The 13,623-nt window shown below is 71.1% G+C and carries 13 protein-coding genes; 7 read left to right on the top strand and 6 right to left on the bottom strand.

Annotation, left to right across the window (positions count from 1 at the left end):
• Positions 1 to 189: 189 nt before the first annotated feature.
• Positions 190 to 1,695 (bottom strand): oligopeptide:H+ symporter, encoded by a 1,506-nt coding sequence (locus SZN_RS30205; protein ID WP_007502440.1) that lies wholly within the window; start codon positions 1,693 to 1,695, stop codon positions 190 to 192.
• A gap of 497 nt (positions 1,696 to 2,192) precedes the next feature.
• Between SZN_RS30205 and SZN_RS30200 the strand changes: the two genes are divergently transcribed.
• Entirely contained in the window at positions 2,193 to 2,870 is a 678-nt protein-coding gene (locus SZN_RS30200) for a response regulator transcription factor (RefSeq protein ID WP_007502439.1), read from the top strand.
• A 49-nt stretch (positions 2,871 to 2,919) separates the two neighbouring features.
• On the top strand, positions 2,920 to 4,194 hold the full coding sequence (locus SZN_RS30195; protein ID WP_007502438.1) for an ATP-binding protein: 1,275 nt from the start codon (positions 2,920 to 2,922) through the stop codon (positions 4,192 to 4,194).
• A gap of 18 nt (positions 4,195 to 4,212) precedes the next feature.
• Here the strand turns inward: SZN_RS30195 and SZN_RS30190 are convergent, their stop codons facing one another.
• Entirely contained in the window at positions 4,213 to 4,767 is a 555-nt protein-coding gene (locus SZN_RS30190) for a GtrA family protein (RefSeq protein WP_007502437.1), read from the bottom strand.
• Positions 4,768 to 4,919: 152 nt separating this feature from the next.
• Between SZN_RS30190 and SZN_RS30185 the strand changes: the two genes are divergently transcribed.
• The 4 genes from SZN_RS30185 to SZN_RS30170 all read left to right on the top strand — a co-directional run bounded on the left by SZN_RS30185 (position 4,920) and on the right by SZN_RS30170 (position 9,089).
• Positions 4,920 to 6,059, top strand: coding sequence for a 5-(carboxyamino)imidazole ribonucleotide synthase (locus SZN_RS30185; protein WP_043733968.1), 1,140 nt, complete (start codon positions 4,920 to 4,922; stop codon positions 6,057 to 6,059).
• 77 nt (positions 6,060 to 6,136) lie between these two features.
• Complete coding sequence (gene purE, locus SZN_RS30180; protein WP_043733970.1) at positions 6,137 to 6,640, top strand: 5-(carboxyamino)imidazole ribonucleotide mutase; 504 nt, start codon at positions 6,137 to 6,139, stop codon at positions 6,638 to 6,640.
• 5 nt (positions 6,641 to 6,645) lie between these two features.
• Complete coding sequence (locus SZN_RS30175) at positions 6,646 to 7,830, top strand: dipeptidase (protein ID WP_007502434.1); 1,185 nt, start codon at positions 6,646 to 6,648, stop codon at positions 7,828 to 7,830.
• Between the two features lie 134 nt (positions 7,831 to 7,964).
• Positions 7,965 to 9,089 (top strand): dipeptidase, encoded by a 1,125-nt coding sequence (locus tag SZN_RS30170; RefSeq protein WP_007502433.1) that lies wholly within the window; start codon positions 7,965 to 7,967, stop codon positions 9,087 to 9,089.
• Between the two features lie 315 nt (positions 9,090 to 9,404).
• On the opposite strand, the gene SZN_RS30165 is transcribed toward SZN_RS30170, so the two are convergent.
• Entirely contained in the window at positions 9,405 to 10,748 is a 1,344-nt protein-coding gene (locus tag SZN_RS30165) for a UDP-glucose dehydrogenase family protein (RefSeq protein ID WP_043733967.1), read from the bottom strand.
• 192 nt (positions 10,749 to 10,940) lie between these two features.
• On the opposite strand from SZN_RS30165, the gene SZN_RS30160 reads away from it, so the two are divergent.
• Positions 10,941 to 12,098 (top strand): acyl-CoA dehydrogenase family protein, encoded by a 1,158-nt coding sequence (locus SZN_RS30160; protein WP_007502431.1) that lies wholly within the window; start codon positions 10,941 to 10,943, stop codon positions 12,096 to 12,098.
• A gap of 199 nt (positions 12,099 to 12,297) precedes the next feature.
• Here SZN_RS30160 and SZN_RS41655 read toward each other — a convergent pair whose 3' ends face one another.
• The 3 genes from SZN_RS41655 to SZN_RS30150 form a co-directional block, all read right to left on the bottom strand.
• Entirely contained in the window at positions 12,298 to 12,438 is a 141-nt protein-coding gene (locus tag SZN_RS41655; protein ID WP_167546338.1) for a hypothetical protein, read from the bottom strand.
• A 193-nt stretch (positions 12,439 to 12,631) separates the two neighbouring features.
• Entirely contained in the window at positions 12,632 to 12,856 is a 225-nt protein-coding gene (locus tag SZN_RS30155; RefSeq protein WP_043733966.1) for a DUF7848 domain-containing protein, read from the bottom strand.
• A 332-nt stretch (positions 12,857 to 13,188) separates the two neighbouring features.
• Positions 13,189 to 13,623, bottom strand: a 435-nt coding sequence (locus SZN_RS30150; RefSeq protein WP_043733964.1) for a DUF5753 domain-containing protein, incomplete at its 5' end; no start/stop codon positions are given.

Raw genomic sequence — 13,623 nt, 5'->3', positions numbered from 1 at the left:
CCTCGGCCTGGTCGCGGGCACGGCCCTGCTGCTCGGCGGCGCGGTGTTCACGTTCCTGCCCGGACGCGGGCGGCGCTGAGCGCACGGCAGCCCTCGCAGGCGCGGGGGCGCGCTCCCGGGACAGGCCGAAGGGGCCGCCGCGATCCTCACGGGTCGCGGCGGCCCCTTCGGCGGGGCGGGCGGGTGCGGCTAGCGCACGTTGCCCATGAGCCCCTTGATCTTCTTGCGGTACATCCACACGGCGATGCCGGCGAGGACGGCGAGGGCCGCCTCCAGGGCGACGAAGCCCCTCTTGTCGAGGTTGACGCCGCCGACGGCCGGGTTGGACAGCAGTGCGGTGACCGAGTCGCCCGCGGTGACGGCCAGGAACCAGACGCCCATCATCTGCGAGGCGTACTTCGCCGGGGCCATCTTCGTCGTCACCGACAGACCCACCGGGGACAGCATCAGCTCGCCGACGGTCTGGGTGAAGTAGATCGCCACCAGCCACATCGCGGCGGCCTTCTGCCCGTCCCCGGCGATCGTCAGCGGGGCCAGGAAGAGGAAGAACGACGCGCCGACCAGGACCAGGCCCGAGCCGAACTTCACGATCGTGCTCGGCTCCTTGCCGCGGCGGTTCAGCGCCAGCCAGAACCAGGCGAAGACCGGGGCCAGCGCCATGATCAGGACCGGGTTGACCGACTGGTACCAGGTGACCGGGAAGTCCCAGCCGAAGACGCTGTTCTCGGCCGAGGAGTCGGCGAAGATCGACAGGGTCGAGCCGCCCTGGTCGTAGATCATCCAGAACACGGCCGCGGCCACGAAGAACCAGATGTACGCCGACATCTTGGACTGCTCGGCACGGTCGAGGTCCTTGTCGCGCTTGATGCGGACGAGGACCAGCGCCGGGATGATCACCCCGAGCAGGGTCAGCGGGATCAGGACCCAGTTCAGGGTGTAGGAGCCGGACAGGCCCACGATCGCGTAGAACACCAGCGCGATGCCGGCCCAGATCCCGGCCTTGCGCAGCGTCGAGGACTTCTCCGCGGCCGACAGCGGGGTGGGGACGACGCTGGAGCGGGCCGCGAGGTGGCGGGAGCCGATCAGGAACTGGGCGACGCCCAGGCCCATGCCGAGCGCGGCGAGCGCGAAGCCGAGGTGCCAGTTGACGTTCTCACCGATGGTGCCGATGATCAGCGGCGCGGCGAAGGCACCGAGGTTGATGCCCATGTAGAACACGGTGAAGCCGCCGTCGCGGCGCGGGTCGTCCGGTCCGTCGTAGAGGTGGCCGACCATCGTGGAGATGTTGGCCTTCAGCAGACCCGAACCGATGGCGACCAGGCCCAGACCGGCGTAGAAGGTGCCGGACGAGGGCAGGGCAAGCGTGAGGTGGCCGAGCATGATGATGCCGCCGGCGACGGCGACGGTCTTGCGGGGGCCCCAGACGCGGTCGCCGAACCAGCCGCCGGGCATGGCGAGCAGGTACACCAGCGACACGTACACCGCGTAGATCGCGGTCGCCGTTCCCGCGTTGAGGTTCAGGCCGCCCGGCGCGATCAGGTACAGCGGGAGCAGAGCCCTCATGCCGTAGTAGGAGAAACGCTCCCACATCTCGGTCATGAAGAGAGTGGCCAGTCCGCGGGGGTGGCCGAAGAAGGTGCGCTCGGAGCCGGGGATGCCCGGTCGGGCCGAGTCCTTCGTCAGGCTGGACGCCATGGTCGTTCCTTGCTGGTCGGGACGCGCGTCGACGCGGTGTGTCCGCGCGCCCGGTGGGGGCGGCCGGCACCGGCGGGTTCCGCCGTCGGCCCCACGCCCGGGGGAGTCCGCTCCTGGTCTCGGGGCGGAGGACGGCGACCGTCGGGATCCCTGCCCCCGCCGTCGGGGGCCCGGCCACAGGTCGTTTCCCGGGACTGTCTCATCCAGTCCCGACACAAAAGTGACCCCCGGCGTCAAGCGCGCCGAAGGTCCCCGCAGTGCTACAGGCGTGGATTCACCATACGTCACGACACTGACTGATATGGAAGGACTTGAGACACGGATCACAGGTGTCGAGGGAACCGCGGGGGTGCTTTCGAAGGTGATTCCAGGATCGCACCTTGCAGGCGTGGTCTGTACCACAGGGTGTCGCAGGTAAGAGAGAGACCAGGGAACGGTAAGAATCCGGGCGGCCGATCACACCCCGGCTCCTGACACGGGCGGACTACCATCAGCTCATGACCCGAGTACTGCTCGCCGAGGACGACGCGTCCATTTCGGAGCCGCTGGCCCGCGCACTGCGCCGGGAAGGGTACGAGGTCGAGGTGCGCGAGGACGGCCCCACCGCGCTCGACGCGGGCCTGCAGGGCGGGATCGACCTCGTCGTGCTGGACCTCGGGCTGCCCGGCATGGACGGCCTGGAGGTGGCCCGCCGGCTGCGGGCCGACGGCCACGCCGTACCGATCCTGATCCTCACCGCGCGTGCCGACGAGGTCGACACCGTGGTCGGCCTGGACGCCGGCGCCGACGACTACGTCACCAAGCCCTTCCGGCTCGCCGAGCTGCTCGCGCGGGTGCGGGCCCTGCTGCGGCGCGGCGCGGCGGAGCCCCAGCAGCCGCCGGCCACACACGGCGTGCGCATCGACGTCGAGTCGCACCGCGCCTGGATGGGCGAGGAGGAACTCCAGCTCACGGCGAAGGAGTTCGACCTGCTGCGGGTCCTGGTGCGCGACGCGGGCCGGGTCGTGACGCGGGACCAGCTGATGCGAGAGGTCTGGGACACGACCTGGTGGTCCTCGACCAAGACCCTCGACATGCACATCTCCTGGCTGCGCAAGAAGCTGGGGGACGACGCGGCCAACCCCCGCTACATCGCGACCGTGCGGGGCGTGGGCTTCCGCTTCGAGAAGAGCTGAGTCCTCGCGGCGCCCGCACGGGCCCGTGAGCCGTACAGGTGAGTAGGACATGCGCCGCCGACTGATCCAGTCCACCCTCGCCGTCGTTCTCGTCGTGATCGCCGTCTTCGGCGTGTCGCTCGTGATCGTCGAGACGCGGACCATCACCACCACCGCGCAGGAGCGGGTGGACACCGAGGCGGTGCGGCTCTCCAGCATCGTCGACAGCCGCCTGCTCGGCGAGGAGACCGTCGACGCCTCCGTGCTGCGCGAGCAGATCCAGGGTGACCGCTACGCCGAGATCAGCATCCCCGGCAAACCCCTGATCCGGGTCGGCGACCGCCCCGGCGGAGACGTCATCAGCGCCCGTCAGACCGGCGAGGAGGGCGAGACGGTCACCGTGCAGGAGCCGCGCTCGTCGGTGACGCGCGAGGTCGGCCGCACGCTGCTGATCATCGGGGCGGTGGCCCTGCTCGCGGTGATCGCCGCGGTGCTGCTGGCCGTGCGCCAGGCGAACCGGCTGGCCTCCCCGCTCACCGACCTGGCGGAGACGGCGGAACGGCTCGGCTCGGGCGACCCCCGCCCCCGGCACAGGCGCTACGGCGTCCCGGAGCTGGACCGGGTCGCGGACGTGCTCGACGCCTCCGCCGAGCGCATCGCGCGCATGCTCACCGCGGAGCGCCGGCTGGCGGCGGACGCCTCGCACCAGCTGCGCACCCCCCTCACGGCGCTGTCCATGCGCCTGGAGGAGATCACCCTCACCGACGACCCGGACACCGTGAAGGAGGAGGCGACCATCGCCCTGACCCAGGTGGAGCGCCTCACGGACGTCGTCGAGCGGCTGCTGACCAACTCGCGCGACCCGCGCAGCGGCTCCGCCGTCACCTTCGACCTCGACGAGGTCATCCAGCAGCAGATCGCCGAGTGGCGCCCGGCCTACCGCAGCGCGGGCCGCGCGATCGTGAGTTCGGGCAAGCGCCATCTGGAGGCGGTCGGGACGCCGGGCGCGGTCGCGCAGGTGCTCGCCGCGCTCATCGAGAACTCCCTCATGCACGGCGGCGGCACGGTGGCCCTGCGCACCCGGGTCACCGGCAACCAGGCCGTCATCGAGGTCACGGACGAGGGGCCGGGCATCCCGGCGGACCTGGGCGCCCGCATCTTCGAGCGGGCCATCAGCGGCCGCAACTCCACCGGGATCGGTCTCGCGGTGGCCCGCGACCTCGCCGAGGCGGACGGCGGGCGCCTGGAGATGCTCCAGACGAAACCGCCGGTCATCGCGCTGTTCCTGTCGCGTACGGCACCGGCGAAGAAGCACGCCCCGGACGCCGGACCGACGGTCCGCTGACCGGGGCGGCCGGGCGCGTCAGCCCACGCGCTGGCGGACCTTGGCCTCCCGTGGCCCGTGGCCCGTCCTCGCGGGCGCTTCCTCCCCGGCGGCCGGAGCCCGGTCGGGCAGCGCCCGGAAGACCCAGGAGCGGTAGGACCAGAAGCGGAAGAGGGTGGCGAGGCCGATGCCGAGGAACTTGAAGACGTTGCTCTGCAGCGGGCTGTCCCAGCCGAAGCCGTAGGTCGCGGTGTAGAGCACGCCGTTCTCGATCACCAGGCCCACCACGCTGAACAGCAGGAAGAGGCCCATTTCCTTGGTACGGCGCGACCTGTCGCGGTCACGGTAGGTGAAGTACCGGAAACCGATGTAGTTGAAGATGATCGCGACGATCGTGGCGATGACGCTCGCGCGGACCACCTGGAGGTCGGTCTCGTGGCGCACCAGGTTGAAGACGAGGAGGTTGACCAGCAGCCCCGCTCCGCCCACCGCGCCGAACTTGGCGACCTCACGGACCAGCCGGTCGAGGCGCTGCCGGACGGCACTGCGGGGTGCCGGAGGCGCCGCCTGAAGCCCCGAGGAACCGCGTTCCATGGTCGTGAAGGCTCCTGTCGGTCGGTTTTCGTCAACTCAGCCATGCTAACCACCCCCCTCGGCGATTGCCTGCGGGCGAGCGGACAGGCCGGAAAGAGCCCCGGAAAAGTCCGGTAAGAGGGTCGTCCCCGGGCGGCCGATACCCTGGGGGCGTGACGTTCCCGGTAGTCGGCATGGTCGGCGGGGGGCAGCTCGCTCGTATGACACACGAGGCGGGCATCCCGCTCGGCATCAGATTCAAGCTCCTCAGTGACACCCCTCAGGACTCCGCGGCGCAGGTCGTAGGCGATGTCGTCATCGGCGACCATCGCGACCTCGACACGCTGCGCGCGTTCGCGAGGGGCTGCGACGTGATCACTTTCGATCACGAACATGTACCCATCGAGCACCTCCGGGCGCTGGAGGCGGAGGGTGTTCCCGTGCGCCCCGGGCCCGACGCGCTGGTGCACGCCCAGGACAAGGGCGTGATGCGCGCAAGGCTCCAAGCGATCGGGGTGCCGTGCCCGCGGCACCGGATCGTGCGCGACCCGGCCGACGTGGCCGCCTTCGCACAGGAGGGCGACGGCTTCCCGGTCGTGCTCAAGACCGTGCGCGGCGGCTACGACGGCAAGGGCGTCTGGGTCGTCGGCTCCGCGGCCGAGGCCGCCCAGCCGTTCCTCGCGGGCGTCCCCGTCCTCGCCGAGGAGAAGGTCGACTACGTCCGCGAACTCGCCGCGAACGTCGTCCGCTCCCCGCACGGCCAGGCCGTCGCCTATCCGGTCGTGGAGTCCCGGCAGGTCGGCGGCGTCTGCGACACCGTCATCGCGCCCGCCCCCGGCCTCGACGAGGAACTGGCCCTGAAGGCCGAGGAGATGGCCCTGACCATCGCCAAGGAACTCGGCGTCGTCGGCCACCTCGCCGTCGAGCTGTTCCAGACCCGCGACGGCCGCATCCTCGTCAACGAACTGGCGATGCGCCCGCACAACTCGGGCCACTGGAGCCAGGACGGCGCCGTCACCTCCCAGTTCGCCAACCACGTCCGCGCGGTCCTGGACCTCCCGCTGGGCGACCCGCGCCCGCGCGCCCCGTGGACGGTCATGGTCAACGTCCTCGGCGGCGACTACCCGGACATGTACAGCGCCTACCTGCACTGCATGGCCCGGGACCCCCAGCTCAAGATCCACATGTACGGCAAGGACGTGAAGCCCGGCCGCAAGGTCGGACACGTCAACACCTACGGCGACGACCTGGACGACGTGCTGGAGCGCGCCCGCCACGCCGCCGCCTACCTGAGAGGCACGATCACCGAATGAGCACCGCCAGCCCGTCGCCCGGCCGCCACCCCTCCCCGGGCGCCGAGGCCCGCCCCGGCCCGCCGGTCGGCATCGTCATGGGTTCGGACAGCGACTGGCCGGTGATGGAGGCCGCCGCCCAGGCCCTCGACGAGTTCGAGATCGACTACGAGGTCGACGTCGTCTCCGCGCACCGCATGCCGCGCGAGATGGTCGCCTACGGCGAGCAGGCCGCCGGGCGCGGACTGAAGGTGATCATCGCCGGTGCGGGCGGCGCCGCCCATCTGCCGGGCATGCTCGCCTCGGTCACCCCGCTGCCCGTCATCGGCGTCCCCGTGCCGCTGAAGTACCTCGACGGCATGGACTCCCTGCTGTCGATCGTGCAGATGCCGGCCGGCGTGCCCGTCGCCGCGGTCTCCGTCGCCGGCGCCCGCAACGCCGGGCTGCTCGCCGCCCGCATCCTCGCCGCCCACGACGAGGACCTGCTCCAGCGGATGCGCGACTTCCAGCAGGACCTCAACGACCAGGCCACCGAGAAGGGCAAGCGCCTGCGGGCCAAGGTCGAGGGAGCCGGCGGGTTCGGATTCGGCAACGGGAAGTGACGCCGATGAGCTCCCTGGAGGCAGCACGCGACCTGCTGCGCGAGTTCCCCGTCGCCGACGGCCACAACGACCTGCCCTGGGCCCTGCGCGAACAGGTCCGCTACGACCTCGGCGCCCGCGACATCGCCGCGGACCAGGGCGCGCACCTGCACACCGACATCCCGCGGCTGCGCGCGGGCGGCGTGGGCGCGCAGTACTGGTCGGTGTACGTGCGCTCGGACTACGCCGGCGACCAGGCGGTCAGCGCCACCCTCGAACAGATCGACTGCGTACGGCAGTTGCTGGACCGCTACCCGGCCGACCTGCGGGCGGCGCTGACGGCCGCCGACATGGAGGCCGCGCGCGCGGAGGGCCGGATCGCCTCGCTGATGGGCGCGGAGGGCGGCCACTCCATCGCCGACTCGCTCGCCACCCTGCGCGCGCTGTACGCGCTCGGCGTGCGCTACATGACCCTCACCCACAACGACAACATCGCCTGGGCGGACTCGGCGACCGACGAGCCGCGCGTGGGCGGCCTGTCCGCCTTCGGCCGCGCGGTCGTCCGCGAGATGAACCGCGAGGGCATGCTCGTGGACCTCTCGCACGTCGCGGCGACCACCATGCGCGACGCGCTCGACACCACCGCCGCCCCGGTGATCTTCTCCCACTCGTCCTCCCGCGCGGTCTGCGACCACCCGCGCAACATCCCCGACGACGTCCTGGAGCGGCTTCCCGCCAACGGCGGTGTCGCGATGGTCACCTTCGTGCCGAAGTTCGTGCTCCAGGCGGCGGTGGACTGGACGGCCGCCGCCGACGAGAACATGCGCGCCCGCGGCTTCCACCACCTCGACACCACCGCCGAGGCGATGAAGGCGCACCGCGCCTTCGAGGAGAGCACCCCGCGCCCGGTCGCGACACCCGCCACCGTCGCCGACCACCTGGACCACATGCGCGAGGTCGCCGGCATCGACCACCTCGGCATCGGCGGCGACTACGACGGCACCGCCTTCACCCCGGACGGGCTGAGCGACGTCTCCGCCTACCCGAACCTCCTCGCCGAACTCCTCGACCGCGGCTGGTCCCGGCCCGACCTGGCCAAGCTGACCTGGCAGAACGCGGTACGGGTGCTCGGCGCGGCCGAGGACGTGGCCCGCGGCCTGCGCACCACGCGCGGCCCGTCGAACGCCACGATCGGGGAACTGGACGGCTGACCGCCGGGCGGGGCGCGCCCACCGGCCCCGCCCGCCACCCCCCCGAACGCACCACCCACCAGGAAGCCCCCCGGGGTCCGTGCGACGGTGAACCGTACTGCTGATCAGCACGCCGATCACGTACGGAGACCGCCATGGCAGAGCTCAGGTACGACTCCGGCCCCGGCGTCGGCGGCATGGACGGCCCCGCGGAACCGCTGCCCGCGGACCCCGGCGCGCCCGGCGCCGGCGGGCCGGCCGAGGACCCCGGCACCGGACTCCTCGACCGCGCCCACGCCCTGCTCGCCGCCCACCCCGTAGCCGACGGCTACAGCGGACTGCCCTGGGCGCTGCGCCATCTGCCCTGGTTCGACCTGGAGCTCGGCGAGAGCGCGGTGGCCACCGACGTGCCCCGGATGCGGCAGGGCCACGTAGGAGCCCTGTTCTGGGCCCTGCACCTGCCCGAGGGACTGACCGGGGACCGGGCCGTCAGCGCCACGCTGGAGCAGCTGGACCTGGTGAAGACCGTCGTACGGGCCCATCCCGACGGCCTGCGGCTGGGCTGCGCCCCCGGACCGGTCACCGACGTCCGCCACTGCGGCCGGATCGCCGTCCTGCCCGGCCCGGCCGGCGCCGCCGCGCTCGGCGACTCGCTCGGCATCCTGCGCTCCCTGCACGGGCTCGGACTGCGCGCCCTGACCCTGTCCGGCGCGTCCTGGGCGAGCGAGGCGGGGCTCACCCGCTTCGGCGAGGAGGTCCTGCGCGAGATGAACCGGCTCGGGATGCTGGCCGACCTCTCCGGCGCCTCCGCGGACACCCTGCGACGCGCCTGCGCCGTCTCCAAGGCCCCGCTCCTGTGCGCCCGCTCCGCCGCCCGCGCGCTGCGCCCGCACCCCGCCAACCTCCCCGACGACCTGCTCGCCGCACTGGGCGCCGCCAAGGGCCTGTGCCTGGTGCCGCTGACCGCCGAGCAGACCGGCCCGTCCGTCCGGGACGTCGCCGACCACCTCGGCCATGTGCGCGAGGTCGCGGGCGCGCACAGCGTCGGCCTGTCCGGCACCTACGACGCCGGCAGCGCCCACCCGCAGGAGCTGGCCGACGCCTCCTGCTACCCGCGCCTGATCGCCGAGCTGCTGCGCCGGGGCTGGTCGGACACCGATATCGCCCTGCTGACCTGGGAGAACGTCCAACGAGTGCTGCGCGAGGCCGACTTCACGGCCCGCGAGGCGCAGCGCCGCAGGGAGCCGTCCACACTGACGATCGCGGCCCTGGACGGCTGACGGGCGCCCCCGGCGGGCCGGGACGGCAGCCGCCGCCGACCGCCCCGCGGTCCCACCCCGGCCGGCGCGGGCCCGCCGGTGCTTTGCGCGGGCCCGCGGGTGCTCGGCGCGGAGGTGCGGGGCCCGCGTGACGTCGCGCCGCCACCGCGGAGTGAGTCATTCCGAAAGGTTGTTGCAGATCCATCCGGCGGGACGCCGCGCGGTGCGGCAGAATGCCGGGGACGCCGTTTCGGCCGACTGAGCCTCGGCCGAAACGGCGTCGCCCGTTCCGCCGTGCCGTGCCCCGGGAGCCGGTGCGCCTCCCCGGCCGCCGCGCTACGCCGTCGGCCGGCCCATCGCCCGGTAGGTCCACCCCGCCCGCCGCCACAGCTCGGGGTCGAGGGCGTTGCGGCCGTCCAGGACGAGCCGCGCCGCCGCGACCTCGCCGAGGGCCGCCGGGTCCAGCTCGCGGAACTCCCGCCACTCCGTGAGGTGGAGCACGACGTCCGCGCCGCGCACCGCGTCGATCGCGCTGTCCGCGTAGCCGAGGGTGGGGAAGAGGCGGCGGGCGTTGTCCATGCCCTTGGGGTCGTAGACGGTGACCTGTCCGCCCTGGAGGTGGATCTGCCCGGCGACGTTGAGCGCGGGGGAGTCCCGGACGTCGTCGGAGTCGGGCTTGAACGTGGCGCCGAGCACCGCGACCCGCCTGCCCAGGAAGGACCCGCCGCCCAGCGCCTCGCGCGCGAGCTCCACCATCTGCCCGCGCTGGCGCATGTTGATCGAGTCGATCTCCCGCAGGAAGGTCAGCGCCTGGTCGGCGCCCAGCTCACCGGCACGGGCCATGAAGGCGCGGATGTCCTTCGGCAGGCAGCCGCCGCCGAAGCCGATCCCGGCCCGCAGGAACTTGCGTCCGATCCGGTCGTCGTGCCCGATCGCCTCGGCCAGCTTGGCGACGTCGCCGCCCGCGGCCTCGCACACCTCCGCCATCGCGTTGATGAAGGAGATCTTGGTGGCGAGGAAGGAGTTGGCCGAGGTCTTCACCAGCTCGGCGGTCGGGAAGTCGGTGACGACGAAGGGGGAGCCGGCCGCGATCGGGGCCGCGTACACCTCGCGCAGCAGCCGCTCGGCCCGCTCGCTGCGCACCCCGACCACGATCCGGTCCGGGTGCAGGGTGTCCCGGACGGCCAGGCCCTCGCGCAGGAACTCCGGGTTCCAGGCCAGCTCGACCTCGCCGCCGCCCGGCGCGAGCTCCAGGATGCGGGCCGCCAGCCGGTCCGCGCTGCCCACCGGCACGGTCGACTTCCCCACCACCAGGCAGGGCCTGTCCAGGTGCTTGGCGAGCGACTCGACCGCCGCGTCGACGTAGCTCATGTCACAGGCGTACTCGCCGTGCTTCTGCGGGGTGTTGACGCAGAGGAAGTGCACGTCGCCGAATTCGGCGACCTCCGCCCAGTCCATGGTGAAGCGCAGCCGCCCGGTGGAGCCCTCGATCCCGGCGACGTGCTTGCGCAGCAGGTCCTCGAGACCCGGCTCGAACATGGGGACCCGGCCCCGGCCCAGCATCTCGATCTTCTCGGGCACCACGTCCAGCCCCAGCACCTCGAAGCCGAGCTCGGCCATGGCCGCGGCGTGGGTGGCGCCGAGATAGCCGGTACCGATCACGGTGATCTTCAAGGCCATGCGGGACTCCAGGAATCAGGGGCGGGGCGGTGCGGCCCCGAGCATAGTCAACGCGTTCGACGGGCAGCTTCTCCGCTGTCGCCAAGCTCACGTATCCCTCCTCGTGGAGCGGCCTCTAAAATCTGAGTTACTTAACGGTAATTAGCACCGGCACCACCCTTGCCACCCAGCGTCCTTGGAGCGTGAGAGACCTTGGCCGGATCGGCTGACTTCGACCTGTACCGCCCGTCCGAGGAGCACGACATGCTCCGTGACGCCGTCCGCTCCCTCTCCGAGGCGAAGATCGCGCCGCACGCCGCCGCCGTGGACGAGGAGGCCCGCTTCCCGCAGGAGGCGCACGACGCGCTGGTCGCGGCCGACCTGCACGCGGTGCACGTCCCCGAGGAGTACGGCGGCGCCGGTGCCGACGCCCTGGCCACGGTCATCGTGATCGAGGAGGTCTCCCGCGCCTGCGCGTCCTCCTCCCTGATCCCGGCCGTGAACAAGCTGGGCTCGCTCCCGGTGATCCTCTCCGGCTCCGAGGACCTGAAGAAGCGGTACATGACCCCGCTCGCCAAGGGCGACGGCATGTTCTCGTACTGCCTGTCCGAGCCCGACGCCGGCTCCGACGCGGCCGGCATGAAGACGAGGGCCGTGCGCGACGGCGACCACTGGGTGCTCGACGGCGTCAAGCGCTGGATCACCAACGCCGGAGTCTCCGAGTACTACACGGTGATGGCGGTCACCGACCCCGACAAGCGCTCCAAGGGCATCTCGGCCTTCGTCGTGGAGAAGTCCGACGAGGGCGTCTCCTTCGGCGCCCCGGAGAAGAAGCTCGGCATCAAGGGCTCCCCGACCCGCGAGGTCTACCTCGACCACGTCCGCATCCCCGCGGACCGCATGATCGGCGAGGAGGGCACCGGCTTCGCCACCGCGATGAAGACGCTGGACCACACCCGCATCACCATCGCCGCCCAGGCCCTCGGCATCGCCCAGGGCGCCCTGGACTACGCCAAGGGCTACGTCCGGGAGCGCAAGCAGTTCGGCAAGCCGATCGCCGACTTCCAGGGCATCCAGTTCATGCTCGCCGACATGGCGATGAAGATCTCGGCGGCCCGCGCCCTGACCTACCAGGCCGCCGCCGCCTCCGAGCGCGGCGACGCCGACCTGACCTACCTCGGTGCCGCCGCGAAGTGCTTCGCCTCCGACACCGCCATGGAGGTCACCACCGACGCGGTCCAGCTCCTCGGCGGCTACGGCTACACCCGCGACTACCCGGTCGAGCGCATGATGCGCGACGCCAAGATCACCCAGATATATGAGGGTACGAACCAAGTCCAGCGGATCGTGATGGCGAGGAACCTGCCCTAGCAGGGTTTTTGCAGGTCAGAAGCTGTTTCGAAGGTCCGCGGGGACATCTTCGGCTTTCTGCCCGTTGCGGCCCGATCAGGGCCGTTCCTGGGCGTCATGCTGGGGGAATCCTGGGCGGAAGCCGGACTGCAAACAGCCACTGACCTGCACAAACAACACAGCCCCCGGCGCGACGCCGGGGGCTGTTGTCGTACGCGTATCAGGCGACCTCTGATGCCTCCGTCGGGTCGTCGGCGCCGGGCGTCAACATCGTCGCGATGGCGGCCCGGCCGCGCTGCTCGGCCCCTTCGAAGATGTAGTGGTAGTGCTCCCTCAACACGTCCGTACTGCTGTGGCCCATCCGGTCGGCCACATCGGTCGATGGCGTCCCGCTGTGTGGTGTAGGGGATCTCCGCGGTTGAGTGCGCGGGTTCTGCTCCTTCGGGTGCACCGTCTGCCGGTGTCTGCTCCCTGCTCAACTGATCACGGCCATGACTGACCGTCGCCGCCCATACCGGGCGGGAGTTCAGGGATTCCACCGCAGGGGCGGTGTCTCACTCGGTGCGGACGACCATGGCGAACGAGGTCCGGATGCGCCGGAAACCGGCGTGCCCGGCCCGGCCCGTGTGGCTCATGCACGCCACGTCGACGGAGGCCGAGTCATCGGCGGGAGTCGCCTTCCAACCGCAGTGCAGACACTCGGCCGCGAACGTCACGTCCGTGTCGGGATGCTCGGCGATCCGGTGCATGACGTACCGCATGGCCGCTCTGACGCTCACAGCCCACTCCTACGGCTCCGCGCGTTGGCTGCGGCGACTCTGCCGCTCAGTCCCGCTGACGGGCTACGCGGCGGGGGCTTGTAGTCAGGACATTTCGGGCTCCCGCACTCACACCGAGGCCAGTGCAAGGCCGAACTCGGCGCCAGGTCCGCGCCTTCGGGGCCAGGGTCGCTCTTCTGCATCATGAGCACGCCGCCGACGCCGAACGCTCCGGAGAGACGGGAGAGGAACTGTCGGGCCTCACTGCTGCCCAGATGATCAGCCGCTTCGGTCCTATGTGCCTTGCTGTCGCTCACCATGGCCCCCATCTTCGGCGGCCCGCGATTACGCCTCTAGCCTGTTTCCTGTTCCCGCAAAAAGTCGTTGCGGATGCTTTCGATCAGATTCCGCATTTCGTCGCCGGCCAGCGCGGCTCGCTCGAATCCTTCGAACTTATCAACGTAGAGACTCACATCTCGCGGGTCCGTAACGACGACTTCGGCATGGACGGTTTCAACCGTCACCATGCGGTCGTCACGGATGACGAAGGCATGATTTGCGATGTCATGTTGCTGAACTCGCAGAGGGACTATCCGGATGTCCACGTGGGAGAGCCGTGAAATGGAGACGATGCGATCAAGCTGAGCAGCCATCATCTGCGGTTGCACGATGCGCCAGCGCAGAACAGGTTCGGTGATGATGAACCGAAGCGACTTTGCGTTGTCGTAGAGAACCGCTTGCCGTTCGAGTCGCCCATTGATCGTTCGCGTGAGTGCGTCTTCACTCAG

Origin of the sequence: Streptomyces zinciresistens K42, from assembly GCF_000225525.1 — a bacterium.
Lineage (GTDB): Bacteria > Actinomycetota > Actinomycetes > Streptomycetales > Streptomycetaceae > Streptomyces > Streptomyces zinciresistens.
The sequence above is the reverse complement of the archived record's forward strand: the minus strand, read 5'-3'. Positions and strand labels throughout refer to the sequence as shown.

What these genes read in the sequence shown, in the direction of transcription:
- SZN_RS30190 (WP_007502437.1), bottom strand. Translation starts at nt 4,767, where the DNA reads ATGGAACGCGGTTCCTCGGGGCTTCAGGCGGCGCCTCCGGCACCCCGC.
- purE (WP_043733970.1), top strand. Translation starts at nt 6,137, where the DNA reads ATGGGTTCGGACAGCGACTGGCCGGTGATGGAGGCCGCCGCCCAGGCC.
- SZN_RS41655 (WP_167546338.1), bottom strand. Translation starts at nt 12,438, where the DNA reads ATGGGCCACAGCAGTACGGACGTGTTGAGGGAGCACTACCACTACATC.
- SZN_RS30170 (WP_007502433.1), top strand. Translation starts at nt 7,965, where the DNA reads ATGGCAGAGCTCAGGTACGACTCCGGCCCCGGCGTCGGCGGCATGGAC.
- SZN_RS30175 (WP_007502434.1), top strand. Translation starts at nt 6,646, where the DNA reads ATGAGCTCCCTGGAGGCAGCACGCGACCTGCTGCGCGAGTTCCCCGTC.
- SZN_RS30200 (WP_007502439.1), top strand. Translation starts at nt 2,193, where the DNA reads ATGACCCGAGTACTGCTCGCCGAGGACGACGCGTCCATTTCGGAGCCG.
- SZN_RS30195 (WP_007502438.1), top strand. Translation starts at nt 2,920, where the DNA reads ATGCGCCGCCGACTGATCCAGTCCACCCTCGCCGTCGTTCTCGTCGTG.
- SZN_RS30165 (WP_043733967.1), bottom strand. Translation starts at nt 10,748, where the DNA reads ATGGCCTTGAAGATCACCGTGATCGGTACCGGCTATCTCGGCGCCACC.
- SZN_RS30205 (WP_007502440.1), bottom strand. Translation starts at nt 1,695, where the DNA reads ATGGCGTCCAGCCTGACGAAGGACTCGGCCCGACCGGGCATCCCCGGC.